The sequence below is a fragment of the Methylobacterium sp. C1 genome (genome assembly GCF_001854385.1).
Lineage (GTDB): Bacteria > Pseudomonadota > Alphaproteobacteria > Rhizobiales > Beijerinckiaceae > Methylobacterium > Methylobacterium radiotolerans.
The window spans coordinates 1,617,405-1,641,051 of record NZ_CP017640.1 but is presented as its reverse complement, the minus strand read 5'-3'; the positions used below and the strand labels follow the sequence as shown (position 1 = coordinate 1,641,051).

Genomic DNA, 23,647 nt, shown 5'->3' with positions numbered 1-23,647 from the left:
GCGGGCCGGCTGACGGGGCCTGTTCGAGGCCGGTCGGAAACCTCAGGGGACGCCGCTCCGCCGCGCGGCGGAGCGGCTCCGTCGTCCGGCGGCTCAGCCCGCCTGACCGCCCATCATCGCCTGCATCCGGCTGAGTCGGGCGATGTGGAGGTTGATCAGCGGCAGGGCGCCGCGGGCGATCGCGCGCAGGCCGGGATCCTCCCCCGACTGGGCGTAGGCGCCGTGGATGCCCAGCGCCTCCTGATGGCCCTGGAGCGAGGCGTTCACGAAGGTGGCGTCGTATCGCGGCCCCGGCGGCATGGCGCTGAGCTGCGCCAGGATCTGCGCCTTCTGCGCGTCGGTGGTCATGCCCTGGGCCGGGGCCGGGCCGCCGAGCACGCCGCCCGCGACGCCGCCCACGACACTGCCCGCCGCGGTCACGGCGGTGCCGGCCACGGCCACCGGCGCCGCGACGAGGCCGCCGATCAGGCCGCCCGGGCCCGCCGCCGCGGCCGGGCCGGGCATCGGGGCGCCGCCCGTGTAGGCGCTGATCTTGCGGGCGAGGTTCACCTGCTCGACCACCTCGGCGCGGGCGAACTTCTTGACGCCGGGATTGGCGGTCTTCGCGTGGGCGTCGCGGGCGGTGTTCTCCAGGAACAGGCCGCCGCTGGTGGCCATCTGGAGATAGGCGCCGGTCGGGATCGCGCCGGCCGGCGTGACCTGCGCGAGGGCGGTGCGCGTGACCGCCAGGGCCGCGGTGGCGCCCAGCATCGTAGTGAGGAGACCGCGTCGGTGCATGCGACGGTGCATCATGGAGTGGCTTCCGGATTGAGTGAGGCACCCGACGCCCCGATCATCGCTTGAGGTGCTGCCCGGCGAACCGCACAGGGCGGACAAGGTTCCTGCCCGGCGCCCCCGTCGCAGAGCGGGACAGGGGCACCCGAGAACCCGCTGGATGGACCGGAATTCGCGCGCGAATGATCGGTCTTGCGCGGGTTCTGCGCCGGAAGGTGCCGTCTTTGCTGCCCGGCCCGCGGCTTTATCTCCGATCGATACAGATCTAGATTGCCGCACCGAACGAGGCGGCGCCGCGCGCCCGCGCCCGGCCGCGACCGTTCGGACCGGCTCGCGAGGGGACGATGGGCCAGACGACGATCAAGGACGTCGCCCGACGGGCCGGCGTGAGCTTCCAGACGGTCTCGCTGGTCCTGAACCACCCGCAGAAGGTCGCCCGGACCACGCGCGAGACCATCGAGACGGCCATGCGCGACCTGGACTTCGTGCCCAGCCTCGCCGCCCGGTCCCTGCGCAAGAAGCCGAGCCGCAGCATCGCCTGCGTGTTCGCCCCCGGGCCGGAGCCCGCCGCCGACGGGTCCCGCCCGGGGGAGGAGACCGACCACGGCCGCGTCCTCCAGACCTTCGGCACCGTCACCGACCAGCAGGGCTACACCCTGGTCCACCGCTGCCGCCGCGGCGACGACCCGGACGGCCCGGGCCGGATCGCCAGCCTCGTCAGCGAGGCCCGGGTCGACGGCCTCGTGGTCTTCGCCGAGTGCCGGGACGACCCGCTGATCGGCCTGCTCCAGGCCAAGCGGTGCCCGTTCGTGGTGTTCGGCCTGGACGTGCCCGGCACGCACTACGCGGCGCGGGCCGAGCGCGACGCGATCCACGGGGCCGTTCGCCACCTGATCGCGGCGGGGAGCCGGTCGATCTGCCTGCTCACGGGCGACGCGCGCCGGCCGGCCGCCGACACCGAGCGGTTCCGCGGCTACAGGGACGCCCTCGCGGAGGCCGGCCTGCCCCTGCGCGACGCCCTCGTGGTCCCCTGCGACGGGACCGCCGCGGGCGGCTACCGGGCCGCGCGGGCGCTGCTGGAGACCGGGCCCGGCGCCCGCCCGGACGCCGTCGTGGCCGCCAGCGACGGGGTGGCGCTCGGCGTGCTGCGGGCGCTGCACGAGGGCGGCGTGCGGGTCCCCGCGGAGATCCGCGTCGTCGGCTTCGACAACCTCGCCCAGGGGGCCTACGCGGTCCCGAGCCTGACCTCGGTCGATGTGCCGGTGCTCGACATGGTCCGGTTCGCCTTCGCGACGCTGGTCGAGCTGATCGAGGGGACGCGGGCGCCGGACGACCTCGCCCAGAAGCTGTTTCCCACGCGCCTCGTCGTGCGCGAGTCGAGCGCGGCGGCGCCGTCCTAGCGGAGTCTGTGGCCGGTTCTCACTCCGCCGCGAGGACGCCCGCGCCGGATGCGCCGCGCCCGAACTGCGCCGCGTGCAGGCGGCTGTAGGGGCCGCCGGCGGCCAGCAAAGCCGCGTGCCGGCCCTCCTCGACGACCCCGCCCTCCCCCAGGACCACGATGCGGTCGGCGTCCCGGACGGTGGCGAGGCGGTGGGCGATCACCAGGGTCGTGCGCCCGCGGGCCAGCTCGGCGAGCGCCCGCTGGATCTCCCGCTCGGTCTCCGTGTCGAGCGCCGAGGTCGCCTCGTCGAGGATCAGGATCGGCGGGTTCTTGAGGAAGACCCGCGCGATGGCGATGCGCTGCTTCTGGCCGCCCGACAGGCGCACGCCGCGCTCGCCCACCACGGTGTCCAGGCCCTCCGGCAGGCCGTCGATCAGCCCGCCGAGCCGGGCGCGCCGCGCGGCGGCGTCGATCTCGGCCTCGGTGGCGTCGAGGCGGCCGTAGGCGATGTTCTCCCGGATCGTGCCGGCGAACAGGAACACGTCCTGCTGGACGATGCCGATCTGGCGGCGCAGGCTCGCCAGGGTGATGTCGCGGATGTCGAGCCCGTCGACGGTGATGCGGCCCGCCTCGACCTCGTAGAAGCGCGGCAGCAGGGCGCAGAGGGTGGTCTTGCCGACCCCCGAGGGGCCCACGAACGCCACCGTCTCGCCGGCCGCCACCGCGAGGTCGAGGCCGGAGAAGACCGGGCGGCCGGGGCCGTAGCCGAAGCCCACCCCCTCGAAGCGGATGTCGCCGCGCAAGGCGCCGACCGCGCGGGCCTCCGGCCGGTCGGTGATGTCGGGCTCGGTGGCCAGCAGCTCCTGGTAGCGGCGGAAGCCCGCGACCCCCTTCGGATACGTCTCGACCACGGCGCCGATCTTCTCCAGCGGCCGGTAGAACACGCCCACCAGCAGCAGGAAGCCCACGAAGCCGCCCGGCGTCAGGTCGCCCCGGACCACGAAGGCGGCGCCGCCGAGCAGCACCGCGATCTGGACGAGGCGCAGGCCGAGATAGTTGATCGACAGGCCGGCCGCCATCAGCCGGTAGGCCTCGAGCTTGGTGTCGCGATAGCGGGCGTTGTCGAGGGCGAACAGGGCGCGCTCGTGGGGCTCGTTGGCGAAGGCCTGCACGACCCGCATCCCGCCGACATTCTCCTCGATCCGCGCGTTGAAGGCGCCGACCCGTCCGTACTGGGCCTGCCAGTTGCGGGTCATGCGGCCGCCGTAGCGGATCGACACGAAGGCGATCAGCGGCAGGATCGCCGCGGTGATCAGCGCCAGCGGCGCGTGGACGTAGAGCATCAGCGCGAAGGCGCCCAGCAGCGTCATCACGGCGATGAACAGGTCCTCGGGCCCGTGATGGGCGACCTCGCCGATCTCCTCCAGGTCCTTGGTCACCCGGGCGACGAGGTGGCCGGTCTTCTGGCCGTCGTAGAAGCGGAAGGAGAGCTTCTGCAGGTGGTCGAAGGCCCGCGCCCGCATCGTGGTCTCGATGTTGATGCCGAGCACGTGGCCCCAGTAGGTGACCACCACCATCAGGCCGGCATTGGCGACGTAGACCAGCGCCAGCGCCGCCGCGGCGAGCAGGATCAGGCCCCAGTCCTGCCGGGGCAGCAGGCTGTCGATGAAGCCCTTCACCGCGATGGGGAAGCCGAGCTCCAGCAGGCCCGACAGCACCGCGCAGCCGAAATCGACCAGGAACAGCGTCCGGTACGGCCGGTAATAGGCGAGGAAGGCCTTCAGCATCGCGCGGCTCGGATCAGCGTTGGGCGGCGCACTCGACGGGGCAGAGCGCGCCGCAGGACGGCACCCCCGGCAGGCGGTGGCGCAGGCAGCAGACGCGCCGCCGCCGGCAGCCCGACGCCCCCGGGCAGAGCGCCTGCGCAAGAGGACTCTCGAGCGGGCTCCTAGCGCAGCCGGGGCCGGCGCGCCATCCGAGGCAGGCCGCGACGTCGTCACAGGCGTCGGTGCAGGCGCTCGCGCAGGCGGCGCCGTTCCCCTCCCCGCCCCCGAGCGGTCCCCCGGGCGCGCCGCCGAGTTCCCGGGCGACGTAGTCGAGGATCACCGCGGCATTGCCCCAGAGGACCCGGGGCGCGATCCCGCACCGGGCGTGGCAGAGCTCGACGAACGGGCGCAGATGCGCCTCCACCAGCCCGGTCAGGCCGGGCGCCGGGCAGGCCGCGCAGCCGGACCCGTCCGCGGGCAGGCGGAAGCGGCACGGCCGGCCGGCCGCGTCGAGCTCGAGGCTGACCGCGTCGAAGGCGAGCGGCAGCGGCCGGCCGAGGCGCACCAGGGCGGTCAGCGCCGGCGTCGCCAGGGCCGCGAGGTAGAACTGGCTCCAGTACGAGACCCGGACCCGCGGATCCGCGGTCCGGAACGCCGCGCCGAACCCGGCCCCGAAGGCCGCCAGCGTCGCGTCGAACACGTCGGGGTCGCGCAGGGCGCCGAGGGGCAGCGCCTCCGGGCCGCCGGGGCCCTCGGCGACCCCGTCCCGGTAGGCCGCGAGCGTGTCGGGAACCTGGGCGGCGACCTCGGCGATCATCGCGCGGCCCCGTCGTCCCGCAGGGTCCGCTCCACCGCGACGGCGAGCCACGCCACCGCGGCGGCGTAGAGCGGCAGGGTGGCGGCGAAGTAGCCCGGCCAGCCGATCCAGCCGGCGAGCGCCGGGGCGGCCACCCGCAGCGGCATCGCGGCGAAGAAGGCGGCACCGAACAGGAGCGCGTAGTCGGTGGCGGGCTTCGGGCCCTGGGCCCAGCGGTAGATCATGTTGAAGACCGGCACGCCCAGGAACCCGCCCGCGACGAAGCTCAGCACCGCGGCGGCGACGCCGAGATCGGGCATCCGGCCCGCGCAGGCGACGACCATCAGGCCCCCGGAGGCCAGGACGCCGAGGGCCCCCGCGGCGATCAGCCGGACCGTGCCGAACCGCGCGGCCAGCCAGCCGGCCGCCAGCGCCATGACGAGGTTCACGGCCGGGAGCACGGTGCCGGTGAGCGTGCCGACCTGCCCGAGCGGGACGCCGAGATCGAGGAGCGCCAGGGTGTTGGGCCCGGCCACGAGGTAGGAGGCGGCGAAGTAGGCCCCGAGCACCAGCACGCGCCCGGCCAGGCGGCGCAGCCGAGCCAGCGAGCCCGACCAGCGCTCCGGGCCGGCGCCGGTTCCGGCGGCGCCCCCGGCCCCGCGCAGGGGGGCCTCCCGGTAACCCAGGATCGGCAGCAGGCAGAGGGCGTCGAGGGCCGCGCAGGCCAGGACCGCCCCGCGCCAGCCCAGGCTGTCGTAGGAGCCGACCAGCACGCCGACCCCCAGGATGCCGCCGAGGGAGGCGCCGCACAGCTTGGCCGAGGCCACGAAGGCGCGCCGCCCCGCCGGCACGGTCTCGACCACCAGGGCCTCGAGGGCGATGTCCATGGTCGCCACGCAGGCGCAGGCGGCGATCGCCAGGGCGAGCAGCGCCAGGAGCGGCCAGGTCTCGCCGAGACTCAGGACGGCCAGCAGGAGCACCGAGGCGGCCTGCGCGGCCGCGATCCAGCCGATCCGGTGGCTGAGGAACGGCAGGCGGAGCCGGTCGAGCAGGGGCGCCCACAGGAAGGTGAGCCCGACCGGCAGGTTGATGAGCTGCAGAAGCCCGACCTCGGCCAGCTCCACGCCCCGCGCCCGCAGGATCAGCGGCGCCCCGCCGGACAGGAAGCCGAGCGTCGCCCCGAAGGTCACGTACAGGCAGAAGAACGGCGCCAGCGGCCGCAGGCCCGCCAGGGTGTCGACGACCCGGGTGCCGATGGCAGGTCCGGCGGAACCGGTCACCGCGACCCGCACGCTGTGCCGCGATCCGCGCCGGCCCGGAGACTGCAGTTTATAATCACACTAATCTATTGATTTACCTCGGTTTTTGTTGTTTAGAGGGGGCGGCGCCGGGGATCAAGCCGGCGGCGTTTCGCGGCGCGTCGACGCGCGCCCCGCCGGCGGATCCGACGTTAACCTTTCGTCAACCATGCCCCCGACAGAGTCGTCGGCGGAGGGCTGAGCCATGACCCGACGCCGGGATTTCGACGCGCTGAGCGAGGCGCAGATCGCCGCGAACCGCACGCAGGGGCGCTGGGTCGAGCCGAAGGCGGGATTCCGTCCGACCGGTCCGCGGGCCGTGTCCGATCTGCTCGACACGATCCAGCACGTGGCCGAAGCCGCGACCGGCGAGCGCAGCTTCCTGCACCTGCGTCCGGAGGCCGGCCGGCCCCGCGGGCGCTGAGACGATCCCTCCCACGGCGTCGCCCCGATCGCGCGGCGCACTGGCAAGGGCCGACCGGTTCTGCAACAACGCCGGGATGAGACGGCGTCCCGCCCGCGAATCCGCTTGCTCGCACGCGTCGATCGCGTCCGCCCGATCCGGCGGCGCCTCGTGAGCGCGGACGAGGCGGCGGACCGCCGGCCGCGCAACCGCACCCTCGCGCAGGAGGTCGAGCGCCGCCGCGCCGCGCCCGCGGCGACCGGCGCGGCGACCGGGCTGCCGATGAGCGATGTCGGCCTGTCCGGCGGCCTCGACGGCCGGGAGAGGGTGGAAGCGGCCCGGCCGCACCGGCCGGATCCGAAGGTCCTGGTCACCACCGGCTCCGTAAAGATCGCGACCTTCGGCCCCGGCGCCCTCGAACCGGGGATGCGGATGAGCACCGCGCCGCTCGCCGTGGAGACCCTGGCCGCGCGGGCGCGCGCGCCGATCGCCGGTCTCGACTGACCGCCGATGCCGCTCCGCTTCCGGTTCCGCACCCCGCTCCCGCTTCTGCGCTCTCGGCCGCGTTCTCCGACCCTGTCGCTGACGACCCGCATCCTGCTGCTCGTCCTGCTCGCCCTCGCCCCGGCGCTGGCGATCCAGGGCTACAACGAGGTCGCCCTGCGGGCGAGCCGCGACGCGGCCGTGCGGGCCGACGCCCGCGCCACCGCGCGCGACGTGGCGGAGGATTTCGCGCAGGTCTCCGACCGGATGCAGCAGGCCCTCGATCTGATCTCCGGGGACGCCACCGTGCAGGCGCGGGAGCCGGCGGCCTGCACCGCCTACCTGCGGCGGGCGGCCGCGCGGCTGCCGCACGTGCTGCTGATCGCCCTCACCGATCCCGAGGGGGCCGTGATCTGCGACAGCGCCGGCGCGCCCGCGGGCTCCTACTCGAGCCGCGGCCGGGCCTATCACCGCCGCGCCCTGGAGCGGGGCGGCTACGCAGTCGGCGGCTACGCGGTCGGCTTCCAGACACGGCGGCCGTCGATCCACTTCGCCCGGGCCGTCCACGCCGGCGACTCCGGGGGGGCGCCCGCGGGCGTCCTGCTCGCCGCCGTCGACCTCGACTGGCTCTCCGATCATCTGGAACAGGCGCTCCATCAGGCGGAGACGGCGATCACCGTGACGGACCGCGACGGCCTGATCATCGCCCGCCGCCCGGACGAGGCGGCCTGGATCGGCAGGCCGATCCCGCCCGACCGGGTCGCCATGCTGGAGGCCCAGGGCAGCGACGTCCGCGTCGCCGCGGGCCTCGACGGCCGCCAGCGGATCATCGCCACCGCGATGCCGGACGGCCCGCTGGCGGGGGTGCGCGTCGTCGTCGGGCGCGACCACGCCACCGCCTTCGCGGACATCGACGCCGCCACCCGCCGCGGCCTGGTGCTGATCGCCCTCGGGGCGGCCCTGGCGCTCGCCGCCGCCCTCGTGGCCGGGCGGGTGTTCATCCGCCGCCCGGTCGAGCGGCTCCTGCGCACCGCGGCGGCGTGGCAGGCCGGCGACCTCGCCGCCCGCACCGGCCTGCACGGCGCCGCGGAGTTCGACCGGCTGGGCAGCAAGCTCGACGCCATGGCCGCCACCCTCCAGCGCAGCACCGCCGAGCTGCGCGCCGAGATCCAGCGCGGCCGCGCCCTGCAGGCGCAGCAGGGCACGATGCTGCACGAGCTGAACCACCGGGTGAAGAACACCCTGGCCACCGTCCAGGCCCTCGCCCGGCAGTCCCGCGGCTCCGCCGAGGTCCTAGAGGCGCGGATCCTGGCCCTGTCGAAGACCCACGACCTCCTGACCCGCGAGGACTGGAGCGGGGCTCCCCTGCGCGAGGTGCTGGAGAGCGAGCTCGGCCCGTACCGGACCGGCGGCGACCAGATCCGTCTGGACGGGCCGGACGTGTCGCTGAGCCCCCGCGAGGTGCTGGCGCTCGGCCTGACGGTCCACGAGCTGACCACCAACGCCGCCAAGTACGGCGCCCTCTCGGTCCGCGAGGGCCGCGTCCGGGTGGCGTGGTCGGTCGCCGCCGGCGCGGCGGGGGAGCGGCGGCTGCGGCTCAGCTGGGAGGAGCGCGGCGGCCCGCCGGTGCGGGCGCCGACCCGGGTGGGCTTCGGGACGCGGCTGATCGCCGGCGGCGTGCGGCGCGAACTCGCCGGCACGGTCGACCTCGCCTTCGAGGCCGCGGGCCTGCGCTGCCGGCTCGACGTGCCGCTCGATCCGGGCCTCGGCACCATGCTGGCACCGACGGGCTAGGACCGGCGTGGCTCGGCCGAATCGCGCCGTTTGAGCAAGGACTTGGATCCGGATCCGGACAGACCGGTCGAGCGCGCCCGGACCGGTACGCGCGGCGAACCCTCGCTCAGATCACGCGTGAGCGGACCGCCGCATCGACCTGACGGCGCTGAGATTTCCGGTCCCGGAATCACGCGCCGGCGCGGGTCACCTCGCGGACGTCCCGCTTCACCTGCCGCCACGTCCGCCAGGGCTCGAGGTTCGAGAGCGCCATCCGGCGGGCGCCCATCCAGCCGAGTCCCAGCGCGATGACGAGAAACGGCGCGGCGACGATCAGCGCGGCCGGCGCCTCGGCGCCGAACGGCACGGCCAGCAGCTTCACCACGGCGTCCAGGCCGAGGAAGAAGGTGACGATCAGCAGCACCGGGATCGTGCCGACGATGGCGATCAGCGACACGATCGCCCGGAAATTGCCGTCGACCTCCGTCCGCGCCAGCGTGAGCAGCGCCTCGACATGCGCCGTCCCCTCGCGCAGGGCCGCGATCAGCAGGGCGAGGGTTCCGTCCGGGGTCTGACGCATGGATACGAGGGTCCTCGGGGCCGTCTCCGGCCGGCTCTCGCCAACGGGGCCGCGGCCCGAAGCGTTCCGCGCCGGGCGCTCACAGCATCAGGAGCACGGCGCCGAGGACCAGAACGGTCGCCAGGCCGGCCAGGAGGACGGCCCGGCCGGCATCGGCGCCGTCGTCCGGGATCGGCTCCGCGGCGGCCGGCGCGGCGGATGCGGGGGCCGCGAAGGCCGCGCCCGGCCCCGCCTCCGCTGCCCGGACCGGCGGCGTGCCGGACCCCGGCGCGGGAAGGGTGACCGCGGCCGGGACCGGCCGGTCCGTCGGGGGGCCGAAGGCTTCGGGCTCGACGCTCACGCCCGCCGCCTCCAGCTCCAGCATCACCAGGACCAGGGCGTCGACATCCATGCGCTCGACGGGCAGCGCGGCGCGCAGATCGTCGGCGGTGAGGAGGCCCCGGTCGCGGCCGAGGGCGACCAGCCGGTCGAGGGTCCCGCGATCCAGAACCTGCGTCATGTCCCGCCTCCGCGGCCGCGTCCCGCCTGTTCATCGAGAACGCGCCCGGGCGGCGCCGGTTACCGGCGGCCGCGGGCCTTCCGGCGCTAGGCGCCGAGGGCGGGCCCGGCCGCCGGGATCGCGCCGGGCTCCGGCCGGGCGCCGCCCGGTCCGGGCCGGAACTGGAGCATCGGCCGCTCGATCAGGTACCAGCTCAGCAGGCCGAGGGGGATGGCGGCCGCGAGGGTGAGGACGGCGACCGCCCAGGGTGAGATCCCGGGGATCCGCGCGACCAGCAGGTTCTGCACCGGCCAGGCGTAGAGGTAGAGACCGTAGGACGGGTCGACCTGGGCGGTGGCGCGGCTGAGGGCGGTGGGGCGCACCGCGAGGGCGAACCAGAAGATCAGGTAGCCGCCGAGGATCGCGAAGGCCGGCTCGGCCAGCGGCTGGCTGAACATCAGGGGGAGCAGCAGCAGGGCGGCGAGGGTCGCGCCGCGCCGCGTGTAGGTGATCCGGTCGGCGAACAGCCGGAAGGCGCCGCCGCAGCAGAACACGAAGGTGAGGCGGATCATCTCCGACAGGGATCCGAGGATGTCGCCCGGATGCCCGACGGGCAGGAAGAGCCAGCGCAGGGCGAGGAGGCTGCCGAGCCCCCCGAGCAGGCCGAGATAGCGTCCGCGGCGGCGCAGGGCGCGGGCGGTGCCGACGAGGCCGAGCAGCAGGTAGCAGCCGAACTCGCAGGGGATGGTCCACATCGAGCCGTTCAGCAGCGGGTAGGGCAGCTCGGCGAAGGCGCCCGGGACCACCGGCATCAGCAGCAGCGACAGCCGCAGCAGGGCCTCGAGCGGCGAGGCGTCCGCGAGGTTGCCGCCGCCGAGGGGCGCGACGACGGCGATGCAGAGCAGGGACGCGACCACGAAGGCCGGGTAGATCCGCAGCGCTCGCCGCGCGAGGTAGTCGCCGAAGGAGCGCTTGGCGCGGTAGCTCGCGGTGATCAGGTAGCCGCTCACGAGGAAGAAGCCGTCGACGGCGATCTCCCCCAGGGACAGGGTCCCGAAGACCTGGGTCAGCAACTCCCGCGACCGGTTCCCGTCCACGAGTTCGGGGGCGTGGGCGAGGATCACGAGGCCCGCGAACAGGAGTCGCAGGGACCCGAAATTGTTCGCCCGCGGATCCCGGCCGCCCGTCACCTCCGCCACCTCTGCCCGCTCCGCGACCCCTCTGCCCGGCACCCAGGGGCCGGGAAACGGCGCGCGAAGGCAAGGACGCCGGGGCAACACGCGCCGGAGATCGGACCGCGTCGCCCGCGGCCGCACGCGATGGTGCGGCCGCCGTTGCGCTCCCGGCGCGGTTGGGCTAGGGAATGGCCACGGCTTGCACCCGTAGCTCAGCTGGATAGAGCGTTGCCCTCCGAAGGCAAAGGTCACACGTTCGAATCGTGTCGGGTGCGCCAATTTTCCCTTTCACCGACAGCTACTTAGCTGCTTCGCCGATCTGGCGCCCCTGGTCTTTCGAGGGGTGGTGTGCCAGGGGTGTGCCAAAGATGCTGGCGGTTTGCGTGGTGTCGGGCGTCTCCGCGGCGTCGCACAAGCGAAGAAATTTGACACAGGCCGACCGATTCGCCGCGTGAAGTTGGGATAGCCTTCGACTTAAGATTGATCCGCTGCCCTGATCCGGCCAGTTTGCAACCTGGAGGTCGGCATGGGCAGGGTGTGGGCCGGTTTTGTCGCGGTGCTCCTTCTGGTAGCGCTGCCCTCTGTCGCCGATGCAGGCGATCTCGCCCTGTCCGGCAATGCCCGCTGGGTCGTTCTGGCCAGCCGACCGGACCTCGACACCGCCATCGGCGTCGCGCGCTACCATCGCTGGCAGTTCCCGAGCGTGCGTGTCGTGCGCGCGGCCAACGGCTGGTTCGCGGTCGTCGCCGGGCCGGAGAACGCTACCGATCCGCGCGCCCTGCGCCAGCGCCTCACCCGTGCGGGTGGCCTGCCGAGCGACTTTATCTTCTCGCGCGGTGATAGCTACGTCGAGCAGGTCTGGACGCCGCCGCGCCCACCGGCCGGGCCGAGCGCCAAGTACGACGGAAAACGCGACAGCGTCCTGCGCGTCGGCACCCTGTCGGTCATGCTCAGCAGCGCCAGGGGGAAGGACGGCGACCGCCACCCGGTGGCTGTAGGCCGTGAGGATGGGCAGTCGGCTTTCGCCCTGTCCCTCGATCAGTCCACCCGTGGGACTGACAACGATTCGAACTCCGACTTTGCCGAGGTCGCCGCCGTGCGACTCGACCCGATCTCGCCGCGCCTCAGCGTCGTCGTCTCATCATTCTGGGGCGGCGCCCACTGCTGTACGGTGACGAAGATCGCCACGCAGGACTCGCGGACAGGCCGCTGGTTGGTCGCGGACGGCGAGACCTTGGATAGCGGCGGCTACGCCTTTGAGGATCTCGACGGAGACGGCACCTACGAACTGCTCAACGGCGATAACAGCTTCCTGTACGCCTTCGGCCCCTATGCCTCCTCCAATCCACCCGCCCAGATCCACTGGGTGCGCGCCGGACGGCTGGAGGATGTGACCCGCCACGCCACCTTCGCGGGCTACCAGCGCCAGCGGCTCGCCGGGATGGAGCACGCGGCAAGCCTCGACCCCGAGCGGTGGCATGACAACAACTTTCTCGGCGGCTGGGTCGCGCAGAGCATCCTCGTCGGACGCGGTGAGGCCGCGTGGGTGCGCATGCTGCAACTCTACGACCGCAATGCCGAGTGGCCTTACGAGGAATGCACAGTCGCCCTGCCCCTGGCTAAATGCCCGGACGCGCGGAAGCGCAAGACCGACTTCCCGACCGCGTTACGTCGTCACCTGAACGAAGCGGGCTATCCGACGCCCTGGCTCGGACCCCTGGCGGTGGCACCGCCAGCAATCACTGTGCCTGCGGGCCCTGCCCGGTACGAGGTCGCCGCTGCGGCCTTCGAGTCCCAGCCGGTGAATGAGCGCATCCGACTCCAGGTGCTGCTGACCGCCACCGGCCATCAGGTCGCCGTGCCAAACGTCGATTTCTCCAAGCGACTGTTTGAGACGGTGGTGCGCTTCCAGTCGCAGAGCGGGCTACCCGTCACCGGGGTGATCGATGAGGGGCAGGCCGCCGCGCTCATGAGTGAGGCGACGCCGCTGCTGCGCACCTGGGGATTTCGTGCCGCGGCGCACCCGTACCGAGGCCACCCGATCTGGGTGCCGTTCGGCCTCGGGCTGCGCGAGGAGCGCACGGGCTCGGGCGTGACCTGGACCGATCCCGCCAAGCGCGCGACGCTTACCTACATCGCCACCCCGAGCGCGCTGGAGGACGGCTATCGCACCGCCCTCGAACGGTTCGCCGGGGACGGCACGCGGGTGAACTACAAGGTCCTGCGCCCGGACTTCTTCGCGATATCGGCCTCCGGAACGGACGGGCTGGATTGGTATATGCGCTTCCACCGGGACGGGGCGGGCACGCTCGGCTTCTTCCTGGCCTGGAAGTCCGCCGAGACCGACCTGCACATGGAGCGCGTCGCGGTGCTGGTTTCGGGGTCGCTGGCCGCCAGCATGTCGGGCGCGCCGTTCACGGCGCCAATCGCCGTAGCCCCTCCTCCTCCGGCGGTTGCGGTGGCCACGCCCTCGCCGCTAGTCGTTCCGACGCCGCCCGCCGTTGCTCCTAAGCAGCCAGATCTCAAGCCGCACACGGCCTCGTCGGGCACCGGCTTCTTCATCAGCCGCGCTGGCCACCTGCTGACGAACGCCCATGTCATTCAGGACTGCGCAGCTATCGAGGTGAATGGACCAAACGGGCTTATAGCGGCCCGGCTCGTGGCTCAGGACCGGACGAACGATCTTGCGCTTCTGAAGGCGGAAATCACCCCGGTGAAGATCGCTGCCCTGCGCACAGGGGTGCGCCTCGGCGAGGCAGTAGCAGTCTTCGGCTACCCTTTGTCGGGCATGCTCTCGACCTCGGGTAACTTCACGCTGGGCAACGTCACCGCTCTGACCGGGCTCGCCGATGACAGCCGCTACTTCCAGATCTCGGCGCCCGTGCAGCCGGGCAACTCGGGTGGCCCGCTCGTGGACGCCTCCGGCAACCTGATCGGTGTAGTGAGCGCGAAGCTGAACGCACTGAAGGTGATGGTGGCCACAAATGGCGATATCCCGCAGAACGTGAACTTCGCGATCAAAGGTTCGCTGGCAGGGGCGTTTCTGGAGAGCAACGGCGTGGCCTATGCGACAGGGGCCGATACCGCCGCGCTGCCCCCGGCTGATCTGGCTGAGCATGCCAAGGGGCTCAGCGTGTTCGTGGCCTGTCGGTAGAAGGCCGCGGGTTAGGTGGAGGATAGGCTGACAGCAGCCGCCTCCGGCCCTTCGCCAACGATTTGCGATAGGACACGAACAGCCAGCCAGACGACTAATGGCCGCATAGATCCCGCTCCGTAGCAACAAGGACGTAGCTAGATGGCAGGCTGCTGCCGATAATTACGAGGCATGTGAGCGACTTCTACAAGATGGACCCACAATGAACTAACAGTGTGACTTCGCGCAGGTCAAAAAGCGAGGCTGCGTCGGCACGGAGGGAAGCTGCTACATCTACGTTGAACAGCCGCCATTTGCCACCCAACGAGAGAAGATCACCTTCTGCTTGGCCGCGCGCTCGAAGCCGCGCCAAGGCCCATATCCGCCCGGATCAGTTGTCGAAATCTGTAAAAAGCGCGTTGGTCCCCTTGTTTACTCTATACTCAAGAAACTGTTTGAGGGCTTTGTATGATTGTGACACCGACATTTTAGTCGGAACACCTCTCAAAGGGTCTTGAGTTATCTCGGCGTAAGTATCGCCCCCTAAGTCGTCAGGCACAAATATTGTATCCCAATAGAATTTCCGGTCGCCTCGTGCCTCACTCGCTATAGTGCCCTCAGTTTCGCCAACGAAAATCTGGACAGACATGCCGTCGCAATAGCCTATTACCGCTCTGGCGATCGCCCTCTCACCCCCTGCGCGATTTCTGCGCACGAAATCGTCTGCCCCTAGTGAATCCATCATAGGCTGTGTCAAACCTCCGGGGTATCCCACTGCCCGGTGCTCAATGAAAATCAGTCCGGCGTGCTCTACTATGCACGGCATCAGAAGAGCCTTGTATGCTGATACTGCCTTGTGACGAACCATAGTGACAAGGTCAACTTCCAGCGGCTCGTCTGTCCTTACATCCGAGAATACGAAGTTGAAACGATCACCTACGGGCCTGACTCGTCCGTCTTCATCTTGGAATTTACAGCAAGTCTTGATTACCTCGATCTCCTCTTTTTTGAAAATGCTCCTAGTTGCATAATAAACATTGATTTTGCTCATGAAGCCATGTCCGCTAGTATTTTCGCAGCAGCTTGGGTGCGATCGCTTCCGTAGGCGGGGATCACCTCTATATTTCGTTCGTGGAATAACCGATTTTCGAAATCAGACGGATTTTGAACAACGATATATGCTCGTCGTCCGGAGAAGCTATTCGGAAGTCCGCGGAACATATCATTTACAGTTTGAAACAGATAGGCGATGTTAATATCTCTGAAGCTGTAACCTATAAAAACTACGGCACGGCCGAATAGGTCCGAGCGTAGCTTCAGATCCATCGGCCCGTCTAATCGCATGCGCCTATAATAGTGACCTTCAGACATAACCATTTCGTCTGGATTGTTAAAGTCGCCGTGGAATTTTACAATCTGTGTAGAGGCTTGCCTGAAACCCATATCTTCTTCAGTCGCCACTACTTGAACGTGATTTCTGCCGAACGCTTTGAATGAAACTTCAAGAAAATCATCGTAGTTTGTCGTATAAAATATATCACATTCGTTGAGACCGGCTATGTTTTTATGGAGTATTGAGCTTTGCAATGCGCTTTCCGGCGCGTTGATGTTCCGGACCATCCAATTCGTAAGCGGCGCGAAGTTTTTCTTTTTGATCCGAAAATACTCTAGTATCTGAAGATCTGTTCCGCGCATTCGCAGCAATTCGGGGTCGTCATAGCCCAACAGTTTCGCTGCTTCATTTACCATCTGACCCCAACTCGGCCCCCGGATGATTTCACCACCGGGTCCCGGCCACTCAACCGACATGGAAACGCCTGCTCCTATGAACGGTAGCACGCGACCTTGCCGGTAAAGGCGCTTTAGCTCCGGCGGGCATGAGTGGGTCATGCGGTCCTTCTGGCGATCAGCCGACTCAGAGAATGATGATGTGGAATATTATTATGTGGATGAGTCTCGAATAGATCCTCGTCGGAAACATCTAGCGTTTCCCAGTGGCTGTATCTCTCGACATAGAATGCATGAGGAAGGAGGCACGGGCTGAAATTTGGATGTGCAGAGAGTTCGTGGGAGCGGTCGTTGAAAACGCAGATTATATTAAACCCGCCTAACTTGGTGCCGTTTTGCATATTATTGATTAACAAGGCGACAGCCTTGTCATTCTTGAGGCAATGAAGAAGCCCATATGCTATGATTAAATCATAGCTTCGGGGGAGTATTTCGAACTCAATTGCGTCTGCCTGTATCCACCGCACAGGAGCTATCGGATGAGCGCGTCCGGCATTTTCGAGTGCTGCCGAAGAGCAATCTACGGCATCGACTTGGCAACCTCTGCTCGCAAAAGGCACGGCATTCTTACCTTCTCCGCAGCCCAGATCGAGGACTCTGTATGTTGGGCTGATACGATTCTGGGCTATGAAACGCTGGACCAATGACCCTGGCGATAGTCCCCATAAGCAGGGTACAGACAGATATCCCTCATCGTAGCCACCGTCGCTCATGCCCGCAATCTCTCAAGTCCCAGTTCGTTGATCATCTGTTTGACAGCAAGTTCATAGTTTTCAAGTCCGAACCAATTGTATATAACGGCGTCCGCGTCCTGAATCATGAGTCTAACCTGTGACTCGACGGGCGCGTTGTATATCTTCATGAACGCATCAAGGGATAGTTCCTGCGAACCTCCGTCACGAACCATGTACAATTCGTATGCAACATCGGGCGGCGTGTAGACAAACAAATTACAAACGGAAATGGGAGAGGTTTCCTTGAGCCTTTCCAATGTTTCGATTTGACGTATTCCGTCAACGATAATTCTGTCTCCTCCCGCCTTCTCGACCTCTTTAACGATTTCTTTCGCTAAAATTTTCGGACCGTCTGGAGAGGATATAAAATCGTGGGCTTTCTGTTGGAACTCAAGGCGAGGAGTTTGTGGGACAGGCGGAATTCCTAGAATGCGAGCGACAACTCTCCCGGTATTAACTTGTCGGTAGCTCGCTGATTCGCAGAGCCTTGCGGTGGTCACCGATTTCCCAGACCCGACAGATCCAAGGACGCATAAAAGATGCGGCCCATCAAATGAAGAAGGTCGAACAATTTTATATGCGGGCCCGCTCGACAGAAAATAAGGATAGAATTTCCGCAAGCATATTTGCGACCAATATTCAAATTCGAGTAAATCTATCTCCGAACCTTGGGTCTCAATCCACCGAAGTTGCGTAACTGAGGCTTCCCCACGCATCGGGTGTTGCCAATCTTCTGTGTCTGGCGCCCAATACCTCAGAATGATGCCTACGTGCCTTACTCCGACATCCGATGAGTCATCGTTGAGAATTCCGAGAAATTCCATTTCGTCTGGATTAATATTTGGTCTTCCGCCTTTGAAGCTAATTTCTTCCGATATTTCCCGTGCGGCATTTGCACGAATACCCCGGTCATTAAATGTGAGCAGATTCGAATCTTCTTCGGTGACGTGACCTCCGAAGCCTATACATTGTGCTCCTCGGAGGAATGAGGCTGCTCTGTTGTAGCGGCCTCTCCGGAATGCCAGTATTTTGCTTTTATTCTGGATTATAGTATATGTAACAAATTGTTTGTAATTCAAGTTGGTTTCTGCCTCTGTTCTGTGCAGGTAGGTAAGTTTACGGTCGTTGATCAGGCTCTCTAATATGGTCTTGAAGGAGGTCGAAATCCCTTGGAATGTGAGCACCGAACTGTACGATGAATGTGGCGTCACAAGCACGTTTTCACTTGGGTCAGATGGTGCGCGCCGGATTGCAGTATACTCCGTCAGCATGGGGCCATCGAGTTCGGAAGAGGAGTCCGTGTATAGCTCTCTTAAGTAAAAACGTCCTCTTGATGTCCGCAAAAACTTAGAACGTCGCCCCTTGGACAAGATATCCATGCTTAGACGCGCTTGCATAGACTTCTCGGGCGTGCGGCTTATGTCTCTGTCTGCAAACAAGCCACTATCGATTCCAAATGTCACTATCTGGCGCGCTTTGAGTGGGCGGCGGTGCTGGCGAAGCACGGTCTCGGCGACCCATAGATAAGTTGCGCCTTCTCGGGCATTCTGCTCCTCCACCGCGCGATCTCCCTCCCACTCAGCCTCGTTCGTGCAGCATAGCGATTCCGAGCTAATGGAATCTGCCTCTCTGGGGCGCTGTCCCGAGTTTTGATGCGGCTTCCGTGATGCCCGTGTCTTACTCAGTTGCGCTGCGCCGGACATCGTCTGGCATCATGCACCGAAGGATAGTCGCAGCCTTCTCATCGTAAGAAAGTGTACAGCCCACCTCCCGCCAGCGCTGAGGCCCCAGCCCTCGCCATGCTGAGCGCAGCGCTCTGCGAGAACAGCATCCCGAACTCGGTCATAGTGCTGTGCAAGGACATCACGCCTGCGTGCGGCCCTCAGTTCGCGTTCAAACGTCTCCCGCACCGGCCAGAGTGGTAGGCCCGCCTCGCGCCGCAACGCGTTCTTCGTCAAGATCGAAGCAAGGATGGCCGTGGTGTCCACCGTTCTCGTGGCCGATTTCGTCATGATGAGGCCGAGGATGCCGCGCGGAGTTCTGGTCGTCCAGCGTTGTCGCTACTGATCGGCTTTCGGGGTGGATCATCTACCGGGCAAGTTGTAACATGCCGCTCTTGTGTTAAGCTTCCCGCTTGGTCGAGACGGGTCGGCGCGTGAGTTTGCGCGACCACGGCGATGCGCTGGAGCACGCCGTTGGAACTTCTTCTCGCGTCCACCATCGGGAATGATAGGAAGCCTTCGCGGACACCGACGCCATTCTCTGGCTGGGCGCTCGAACTCGCCGTCAGCCTGGATCTTGAGAGCCCTGGCCTGCTCGCCGCGAGCTTTTGCTTCGGTCGGCGGCGACGGCAAGCCATGTTCTTGGTGCTCGCGAACGTCCGGGAGCATGGCATCGAAGAGATCGCCTGCCGTTTGCGTCAAAGAGAACTCGCGCCCGAGTTCCGCGACCTGAAGGATGCTGCCCTTCTCGGTCGTGCAGTCGTTCACCTTCGACGCCCGCGCGATCTGGTGCTGGCAGTGCTCGGCGCCTTACCGGAAGGGCTGCTCGGCGCTCTTGGACGGCTCGGACCCGACCCGCTCGATCAGCCAGACCTGTACCGCGAACTGCACCGCCTGTTCGCCTCGGCTGCTCCGGCCGACCGGCGGCGCGCCAAGATCTTGGGTCAGATTGAGGGGCGACTCGTCGGCGCGCAGATCGAGATCCTGAAGATCCTCGATCCTGTCCTCATGCACCCGGCCCTCGTGTCGAAGATCCACGACGTGGAGCAAGTGACAGACCTTCATTACGCCTTGGCTTACATCCGCACCTACTGCTCCGGCGCTACCGAGGCTGGGATCCGCGCCTCGCTTAGACTGCTGCGGCCGGAAGACAGTCGCGTCGATCTGGTGAGGGCATGGAGCAAGCGCTTCGATCGGCTTCCCAATGACCTCGACACGAGCAGTGATCCCACCTTGGTCGTGCTCGCGAGCGCCGCCGCGATGAACGATGCGGGGGGGCGTTATAGGAATTGTATCTTATCAAGAATCAGCGACGTATTTCTCGGAACGCACCTGTTCATCGAGTACCAGCCGATCGGTAGGAGCGAGCCGGGTGTGATCGCGGAACTGCGACGCATCGAACGCGGCTTCTTCCTGGAAGGCTTATACGGCGTCGGCAACACGCGTGTGCGGGCCGATCGCGCCAATCTCATTCGGCGCAAGCTCGCCGCCTGCGGTGTCGCACTCCTCGACCATGCTCCGGCCAGCCCCAAGATGATGCACGCCGTCGCGGGGATGCTCGGAGCATGGCCGATGGGTGTGCCGGATAACGCTTGTTGGGGTGAGGAGGCCATTGATGCCGAAGATGAACATCAGCCCGTCCTGAACGAGGCAGCCTGACATGGACGGCCCGAGCTATCATCAGCCTGCGCACATCCAGATCCTGCGAGACCAACGTGGGCTTGTGATCGGGCGCCTGGAGGAGCAGCGCTCCACCGGCAAGATCGTTGCCCGGAACGCTCGCGGTCTGCTCGTCGGGATCTACGATCCGCGGGAAGGTACGACGCGTGATGCCCGCGGCCTCGTCATCGCTCGGGGAGATGTCCTCGCGGCAATTCTCGTCCGCCGTTGACCACCTTGCACCCGATCGCGATCCACATCCTGTCGGTGCCGGGCTGGCGGCTGCGGGTCTGGCTGGCCGTTGTGATCAGCCTCGCCCTGGTAGGGCTGCCTCTGCCAATCGCCGGGCTCGTGCTGTGGCTCGGGGGCTTGCTCGGGATGATCCTGATGGAGACCGTCGCAGCGATGATCCGGGAGGAGCATCAGGCACAACGGCGACTGGAGATGGATCGTGACCGGCGGGAACAAGCCGCCGCGCTCGCGGTGCGCGACGCCCAGATCGCCTCGCTCGCGGCTGAACTCGCCTCGGCGCGTTCGAACTCCGGTCTGCATCGGGAAACGGAGGAAAATCGAGTTTACCGGCAGGTCGGACTGCACCCACGGGCCCCGCAGTTCCTGGTCACATCGGCGCGGCGCGCCTACCGGGCGGCCCTGCACCCTGACCGGCACCCACGGAACCGCTTGGAGGCGCAGGACCGCTACCTGAAGGCTGAGGCTGTGTTCGACCGGATTTTGGAGCTTCGGCGCTGATGACCCTGTTGGCTGTGATCCTGCTCATTTACGTCAGCCGTCGCCCGCTGATCTGGATCAGCTTGCGAGTGCTCGCCTTCACGGTCGGCTTCATTGTCGGTTGGCGGTTTATGGAGCGGCGCTGACCCGCCTTGTTTTGACTGCTATGCTTGAAGCAATGAAGAGCCCTTCAGGTGCAACAGGGGAAGGCGATCATGGGCATGGGGGATGAGCCCTGGGAGATCCTTCGGCAGCCGCATCGACCCGAGTCGAAGCCCCGGTTCCTTAGTCCTGACGAAGCTCAGGCGCGGTTCGCGAGACCCTAACGGACGGCCTGCTTCCGGTGACCCGCTATCGGATGATCGAAGAACCGGATGGCCAATGGGAACCTGTGACCGGCCGTATGAAGGAACTGACCGGCTACAAGTTCATCCGCAGGCGCTGACGACCGCCGCCGCCGTCAGGCCGAGGGACAAGCCAAGGCGAAAGCCTAAGGCAGGTACAAGGGCCGAGTCGAGGACGTAGCGCGCAACGCCGGTATCGCGAAGATACTGACGGCATGGATCTCCTGGTCCTCGATCACCAGCGTGACCGGGGCGAGCCGGGTGACGATCGCCAAGGTCGCCAAGCGCATGCGGGAACGTGACGTTCAAGTGCCATCGGTTGTTGGATGGGATAGGAGTCACAATGGCCGCACGTGCAGCCGGTGAGCGGCGCTACTGGACCCTCGTCGCGGATCCAACCGAGTATCGCATCTCCGAGGCGATCTTTCGTCTGAGCCAGGACTGGTGGACGAGCGGTCGGAGCGACATCAGGGTCGGCGATGGCATCGCGATCTGGAAGACGCGCGGCGGCAAGGGCGCCGGAAGGGGCGTGATCGCTCTCGGTCATGTTGTTCAAGGGCCGGTCCCTCGCGCCGACACGGACAATCCTTTCCACCGAAACTCGCAGCGCGCCCGCGAGGTGATGAGCCGCGTGGCTGTCAGCTACATCCCGCTCCCGCGCCCCCTCTGGGACGACGGCGAGCACGGCGCGATGATCTCCTCACTGAATGCGGCGCGGGCACGCGGAGGTACGGTCTTCACGCTCTCACCGGAACAGTGGCGCGTGTTAAAGGTCGCCGGGCTGGAGGGAGAGGATGCTGACGACGAAGAAAAGCTCTTCTCCGTAGTCGAGCGGAAGCGCTACCGGGAGCACCGCCGTATCGAGCGGAAGTCCATCGCGGCGGTCAAGGTGAAGCGGGCGCGCGGCTTCACATGCGAGGCGTGCGGCTTCGCCTTCGGAGACATGTACGGTGACCTAGGCTCGGAGTTCATCGAGGCTCATCATCTGCGCCCGCTTGCCAGCCTGAGCGAAGGCGAGGAGGCCGAATTCGAAATCGATGACTTCGCCGTGCTCTGCTCGAATTGCCACCGCATGATTCACCGCTGGCATGATCCCTCGGACATTGAAGGATTTGCGCAGGCGCTCACGCGTCGATGGCAGGCCCGCTGACTTGGTCCAGTCTGCGGGCGAGAGCTTCGTAAATGAGAGCTTGGCTGAACTGCGTCGTTCCGCGTCGTTCAGATCATCCGGCCTCAACCTATGGATGGCAGAGTAGCGCCTTATCGAAGAAGAGGGACACCGTGCTGCTCTCCAGAGGCTCCGTGCTGGGCATCGATGTGGGGTGTTCCCCGACTTCGAGGACGAGCGCCGTCTGCCGCCTCGACTGGGACGAGACCACCGTCTCATGGACGATCCAGCGCTTCCGAGCAGTGGAGCCGGAACGCTCTGAAACAATTTCCCGTGTCGCCGGTAGCGGCTCCTTGATCGCCGCCGCCTTCGACGGCCCACTTCGGCGAGGTCTCGACATCATCGGCCGATACCGAGCCGCAGAGCGCCTCCTGACCCGCCGTTTCCAGCCACTGATCGGCAAGCCCGGCCAGTCGAGCGCGCCAGTCGGCAGGCTGCTGAACGAGCATGCTAACGCCTGCGCTGAAGCCGTCCTGAAGGTCTGCCACATCGGTCCCACCACGCACGACGTGGGGATCGATGACCGGGCGATCGTTGAAGCCTTCCCGAGCGCGTTCCTGGGGATGCTGATCGATAACCCCGCTGCGCTTAACGCACGTCGAGGGGACCGCTCGGACACGTTCTTCTGCCATCTCGCCGAAACAGCAGGGCTGGAGCGCTTGGTCGAGCACCTCCTGCCGGGCCGCCGCCTTGCCGTGCCGTTGGCCTCGGTCACCAACCACGACGATCGTGCGGCCCTGGTCTGCGGGCTCACGGCGCTCTGCGTGGCTGTCGGCCGCTACACCGCGGTCGGCGATGCGGAGGATGGTTGGATTATGCTCCCTCCGGTTTCGCTACACGCCGCCTGGGTCTGGCCTTTGCTCGACCAGAATGCTGGTGAGGAGCGCGTCGGATGTGTGATCGACGGGGAGATCGCCCTGGCCGCGTGATCATGCACCGGGTAGTTCCGCCAGCGCGGCTGCCTCGACGGCGTCGATGAAAGCGCTCTTGCAAGCGCCATACTGATGCGAGTCGTCGGGGTGTAGTGCATGACACCGAACCTTTTCTCGCTCGTATGCGGCGGCTGTATCCAGCCTTCTTCGCAGATAGTCGCGGACAGCAAGGTGGCGGACGATCTCCGGCGAGCCGATAGCGTAGCAGTGCAGTTGCACGAGCCGCCGTCCGGACCGGGGTTCATCCTTGGTCGCGTAGCGCCGCCCCGGCAGCCCAAACTCGCCCCACCATGTGAATCCGACGCCTTCGAGATCGGTTTCGCGCCGATCCAATCCTCGCAGGCCGCTGACGACGGGCATGAGATCCAGGATGGGCTTCGCCTTCAGACCTGGGACAGCGGTCGATCCGATATGGTGGACGGCAAGCAAGATTGGGTCGAGCGCGGCGTGCAGGATCGCCGCCTCTGCCTCGGCCGCCCCAGCCCAGCGAGGGTCATGCTCGACCAACTCGACCTTGAATGGGGGTGGCATC

At 67.1% G+C, this 23,647-nt stretch carries 23 protein-coding genes and 1 tRNA gene; 12 read left to right on the top strand and 12 right to left on the bottom strand.

Going from position 1 to position 23,647, the window contains the following annotated elements; all coding sequences use genetic code 11:
- Positions 1-93 precede the first annotated feature (93 nt).
- Positions 94-777: a DUF4142 domain-containing protein gene (locus tag BKE41_RS07705; protein ID WP_029359190.1), complete on the bottom strand. Its 684-nt coding sequence runs from the start codon at positions 775-777 to the stop codon at positions 94-96.
- Positions 778-1,118: 341 nt separating this feature from the next.
- On the opposite strand from BKE41_RS07705, the gene BKE41_RS07700 reads away from it, so the two are divergent.
- Positions 1,119-2,174: a LacI family DNA-binding transcriptional regulator gene (locus BKE41_RS07700; RefSeq protein ID WP_070999000.1), complete on the top strand. Its 1,056-nt coding sequence runs from the start codon at positions 1,119-1,121 to the stop codon at positions 2,172-2,174.
- Positions 2,175-2,193: 19 nt separating this feature from the next.
- On the opposite strand, the gene BKE41_RS07695 is transcribed toward BKE41_RS07700, so the two are convergent.
- From BKE41_RS07695 to BKE41_RS07685, 3 genes are read right to left on the bottom strand one after another with little or no spacing between them, the layout of a single operon-like run.
- Positions 2,194-3,942 (bottom strand): ABC transporter ATP-binding protein, encoded by a 1,749-nt coding sequence (locus BKE41_RS07695; protein ID WP_024830629.1) that lies wholly within the window; start codon positions 3,940-3,942, stop codon positions 2,194-2,196.
- A gap of 13 nt (positions 3,943-3,955) precedes the next feature.
- The gene (fhuF, locus tag BKE41_RS07690; RefSeq protein ID WP_012318292.1) at positions 3,956-4,738 is read right to left on the bottom strand and encodes a siderophore-iron reductase FhuF; all 783 of its coding nucleotides are present in this window, start codon (positions 4,736-4,738) and stop codon (positions 3,956-3,958) included.
- Positions 4,735-5,997: an MFS transporter gene (locus BKE41_RS07685; RefSeq protein WP_041372539.1), complete on the bottom strand. Its 1,263-nt coding sequence runs from the start codon at positions 5,995-5,997 to the stop codon at positions 4,735-4,737. Before BKE41_RS07685 ends, fhuF begins: the two co-directional genes overlap by 4 nt.
- Positions 5,998-6,220: 223 nt before the next feature.
- Here BKE41_RS07685 and BKE41_RS07680 point away from each other — a divergent pair, with 223 nt between their 5' ends.
- The 3 genes from BKE41_RS07680 to BKE41_RS07670 all read left to right on the top strand — a co-directional run bounded on the left by BKE41_RS07680 (position 6,221) and on the right by BKE41_RS07670 (position 8,695).
- Positions 6,221-6,439: a hypothetical protein gene (locus tag BKE41_RS07680; protein WP_012318290.1), complete on the top strand. Its 219-nt coding sequence runs from the start codon at positions 6,221-6,223 to the stop codon at positions 6,437-6,439.
- 105 nt (positions 6,440-6,544) lie between these two features.
- A complete protein-coding gene (locus tag BKE41_RS07675; RefSeq protein ID WP_070998998.1) occupies positions 6,545-6,922 on the top strand; it encodes a hypothetical protein in 378 nt (125 codons plus the stop codon).
- A 6-nt stretch (positions 6,923-6,928) separates the two neighbouring features.
- The gene (locus BKE41_RS07670) at positions 6,929-8,695 is read left to right on the top strand and encodes an HWE histidine kinase domain-containing protein (protein WP_012318289.1); all 1,767 of its coding nucleotides are present in this window, start codon (positions 6,929-6,931) and stop codon (positions 8,693-8,695) included.
- A gap of 169 nt (positions 8,696-8,864) precedes the next feature.
- On the opposite strand, the gene BKE41_RS07665 is transcribed toward BKE41_RS07670, so the two are convergent.
- From BKE41_RS07665 to BKE41_RS07655, 3 genes are all read right to left on the bottom strand, one after another.
- Positions 8,865-9,254: a phage holin family protein gene (locus tag BKE41_RS07665; protein WP_012318288.1), complete on the bottom strand. Its 390-nt coding sequence runs from the start codon at positions 9,252-9,254 to the stop codon at positions 8,865-8,867.
- A 79-nt stretch (positions 9,255-9,333) separates the two neighbouring features.
- Complete coding sequence (locus BKE41_RS07660; protein WP_012318287.1) at positions 9,334-9,753, bottom strand: RNA polymerase sigma factor region1.1 domain-containing protein; 420 nt, start codon at positions 9,751-9,753, stop codon at positions 9,334-9,336.
- 86 nt (positions 9,754-9,839) lie between these two features.
- Complete coding sequence (locus BKE41_RS07655) at positions 9,840-10,931, bottom strand: acyltransferase (protein WP_070998996.1); 1,092 nt, start codon at positions 10,929-10,931, stop codon at positions 9,840-9,842.
- A 177-nt stretch (positions 10,932-11,108) separates the two neighbouring features.
- On the opposite strand from BKE41_RS07655, the gene BKE41_RS07650 reads away from it, so the two are divergent.
- Both BKE41_RS07650 and BKE41_RS07645 read left to right on the top strand, forming a co-directional pair.
- Positions 11,109-11,185 (top strand) — tRNA-Arg (locus tag BKE41_RS07650).
- Between the two features lie 248 nt (positions 11,186-11,433).
- On the top strand, positions 11,434-14,061 hold the full coding sequence (locus tag BKE41_RS07645; protein WP_070998995.1) for a serine protease: 2,628 nt from the start codon (positions 11,434-11,436) through the stop codon (positions 14,059-14,061).
- 370 nt (positions 14,062-14,431) lie between these two features.
- Here the strand turns inward: BKE41_RS07645 and BKE41_RS30120 are convergent, their stop codons facing one another.
- Genes BKE41_RS30120 through BKE41_RS30105 form a run of 4 tightly spaced genes read right to left on the bottom strand, consistent with a single transcriptional unit; the run spans position 14,432 to position 18,121 of the window.
- Complete coding sequence (locus tag BKE41_RS30120) at positions 14,432-15,091, bottom strand: non-canonical purine NTP pyrophosphatase (protein WP_083374315.1); 660 nt, start codon at positions 15,089-15,091, stop codon at positions 14,432-14,434.
- Positions 15,088-15,930 (bottom strand): SIR2 family protein, encoded by an 843-nt coding sequence (locus tag BKE41_RS30115; RefSeq protein ID WP_245295920.1) that lies wholly within the window; start codon positions 15,928-15,930, stop codon positions 15,088-15,090. The genes BKE41_RS30120 and BKE41_RS30115 overlap by 4 nt, the downstream gene beginning before the upstream one ends.
- Entirely contained in the window at positions 15,927-16,541 is a 615-nt protein-coding gene (locus BKE41_RS30110) for a class I SAM-dependent methyltransferase (protein ID WP_083374313.1), read from the bottom strand. The genes BKE41_RS30115 and BKE41_RS30110 overlap by 4 nt, the downstream gene beginning before the upstream one ends.
- Positions 16,538-18,121 (bottom strand): HTH domain-containing protein, encoded by a 1,584-nt coding sequence (locus BKE41_RS30105; RefSeq protein ID WP_159392736.1) that lies wholly within the window; start codon positions 18,119-18,121, stop codon positions 16,538-16,540. Before BKE41_RS30105 ends, BKE41_RS30110 begins: the two co-directional genes overlap by 4 nt.
- A 636-nt stretch (positions 18,122-18,757) precedes the next feature.
- Here BKE41_RS30105 and BKE41_RS07640 point away from each other — a divergent pair.
- From BKE41_RS07640 to BKE41_RS07620, 6 genes are all read left to right on the top strand, one after another.
- Positions 18,758-19,942, top strand: a complete 1,185-nt coding sequence (locus BKE41_RS07640) for a hypothetical protein (protein WP_245295919.1) — start codon at positions 18,758-18,760, stop codon at positions 19,940-19,942.
- A gap of 1 nt (position 19,943) precedes the next feature.
- Positions 19,944-20,174: a hypothetical protein gene (locus BKE41_RS07635; protein WP_070998991.1), complete on the top strand. Its 231-nt coding sequence runs from the start codon at positions 19,944-19,946 to the stop codon at positions 20,172-20,174.
- Positions 20,171-20,692: a hypothetical protein gene (locus tag BKE41_RS07630; RefSeq protein ID WP_070998989.1), complete on the top strand. Its 522-nt coding sequence runs from the start codon at positions 20,171-20,173 to the stop codon at positions 20,690-20,692. The genes BKE41_RS07635 and BKE41_RS07630 overlap by 4 nt, the downstream gene beginning before the upstream one ends.
- Positions 20,692-20,817 carry a hypothetical protein gene (locus BKE41_RS32405; protein WP_280944514.1) on the top strand — a complete coding sequence of 42 codons (126 nt, stop codon included), beginning with the start codon at positions 20,692-20,694 and terminating at the stop codon, positions 20,815-20,817. The genes BKE41_RS07630 and BKE41_RS32405 overlap by 1 nt, the downstream gene beginning before the upstream one ends.
- Positions 20,818-21,358: 541 nt before the next feature.
- Positions 21,359-22,165 (top strand): EVE domain-containing protein, encoded by an 807-nt coding sequence (locus BKE41_RS07625; RefSeq protein ID WP_070998987.1) that lies wholly within the window; start codon positions 21,359-21,361, stop codon positions 22,163-22,165.
- A 131-nt stretch (positions 22,166-22,296) separates the two neighbouring features.
- On the top strand, positions 22,297-23,112 hold the full coding sequence (locus tag BKE41_RS07620) for a DUF429 domain-containing protein (RefSeq protein ID WP_070998985.1): 816 nt from the start codon (positions 22,297-22,299) through the stop codon (positions 23,110-23,112).
- On the opposite strand, the gene BKE41_RS07615 is transcribed toward BKE41_RS07620, so the two are convergent.
- Positions 23,113-23,646: a GrpB family protein gene (locus BKE41_RS07615; protein WP_070998983.1), complete on the bottom strand. Its 534-nt coding sequence runs from the start codon at positions 23,644-23,646 to the stop codon at positions 23,113-23,115.
- Position 23,647 lies beyond the last annotated feature (1 nt).

Excerpts from the sequence above, each read along its gene's own strand:
- BKE41_RS07705 (WP_029359190.1), bottom strand. The coding sequence starts at position 777 with ATGCACCGACGCGGTCTCCTCACTACGATGCTGGGCGCCACCGCGGCC.
- BKE41_RS07700 (WP_070999000.1), top strand. The coding sequence starts at position 1,119 with ATGGGCCAGACGACGATCAAGGACGTCGCCCGACGGGCCGGCGTGAGC.
- BKE41_RS07695 (WP_024830629.1), bottom strand. The coding sequence starts at position 3,942 with ATGCTGAAGGCCTTCCTCGCCTATTACCGGCCGTACCGGACGCTGTTC.
- fhuF (WP_012318292.1), bottom strand. The coding sequence starts at position 4,738 with ATGATCGCCGAGGTCGCCGCCCAGGTTCCCGACACGCTCGCGGCCTAC.
- BKE41_RS07680 (WP_012318290.1), top strand. The coding sequence starts at position 6,221 with ATGACCCGACGCCGGGATTTCGACGCGCTGAGCGAGGCGCAGATCGCC.
- BKE41_RS07670 (WP_012318289.1), top strand. The coding sequence starts at position 6,929 with ATGCCGCTCCGCTTCCGGTTCCGCACCCCGCTCCCGCTTCTGCGCTCT.
- BKE41_RS07665 (WP_012318288.1), bottom strand. The coding sequence starts at position 9,254 with ATGCGTCAGACCCCGGACGGAACCCTCGCCCTGCTGATCGCGGCCCTG.
- BKE41_RS07660 (WP_012318287.1), bottom strand. The coding sequence starts at position 9,753 with ATGACGCAGGTTCTGGATCGCGGGACCCTCGACCGGCTGGTCGCCCTC.
- BKE41_RS07645 (WP_070998995.1), top strand. The coding sequence starts at position 11,434 with ATGGGCAGGGTGTGGGCCGGTTTTGTCGCGGTGCTCCTTCTGGTAGCG.
- BKE41_RS30120 (WP_083374315.1), bottom strand. The coding sequence starts at position 15,091 with ATGAGCAAAATCAATGTTTATTATGCAACTAGGAGCATTTTCAAAAAA.
- BKE41_RS30115 (WP_245295920.1), bottom strand. The coding sequence starts at position 15,930 with ATGACCCACTCATGCCCGCCGGAGCTAAAGCGCCTTTACCGGCAAGGT.
- BKE41_RS30110 (WP_083374313.1), bottom strand. The coding sequence starts at position 16,541 with ATGAGCGACGGTGGCTACGATGAGGGATATCTGTCTGTACCCTGCTTA.
- BKE41_RS07635 (WP_070998991.1), top strand. The coding sequence starts at position 19,944 with ATGGACGGCCCGAGCTATCATCAGCCTGCGCACATCCAGATCCTGCGA.
- BKE41_RS32405 (WP_280944514.1), top strand. The coding sequence starts at position 20,692 with ATGACCCTGTTGGCTGTGATCCTGCTCATTTACGTCAGCCGTCGCCCG.
- BKE41_RS07625 (WP_070998987.1), top strand. The coding sequence starts at position 21,359 with ATGGCCGCACGTGCAGCCGGTGAGCGGCGCTACTGGACCCTCGTCGCG.
- BKE41_RS07615 (WP_070998983.1), bottom strand. The coding sequence starts at position 23,646 with ATGCCACCCCCATTCAAGGTCGAGTTGGTCGAGCATGACCCTCGCTGG.